The organism is Streptomyces sp. rh34 (assembly GCF_002551245.1).
Classification (GTDB): Bacteria; Actinomycetota; Actinomycetes; order Streptomycetales; family Streptomycetaceae; genus Streptomyces.
Window position 1 is genome coordinate 1 of sequence record NZ_NTGZ01000613.1, and the last position, 415, is coordinate 415.

General features: G+C 74.9%; 1 protein-coding gene. It reads right to left on the minus strand.

The window, feature by feature from the left end; genetic code table 11:
* Positions 1-415: HAD family hydrolase (locus CR470_RS38470; protein ID WP_143664010.1), on the minus strand; the 415-nt coding region annotated here is incomplete at both ends.

A 415-nucleotide genomic window follows, 5' to 3' on the forward strand; every position in this document is an offset into this window, starting at 1 on the left:
GCGCTTGACCACGTCGACCTTGTCCTGCGGCATGACCTCCGCGTACACCTCGTCGATGCCGACCTCGGCCGCGACCGACTCCGCCACGGCCCGGTTGTCCCCGGTCAGCAGCACGGGCTTCAGCCCCAGGGCGCGCAGCTCGCTCACGGCCGCCGCACTGCTGTCCTTGACCGCGTCCGCCACCCCGAACACGCCCCGCGCCTCCCCGTCCCAGGCCACGACGACCGCCGTACGGCCGTGCTCCTCGGCCTCCGCCAGGGCGTCCGACAACGCGGGCGGGAGGGGGATCGCCGCGTCGGCGAGGAGGCGCGGCCGTCCGACGAGGACGGCGTGGCCCTCGACGGTGCCCTGGACGCCGAGTCCGGGGATGTTCTGGAAGTCCTCGGGGGTGGGGAGGGGGCCGGTGGTGTCGGTG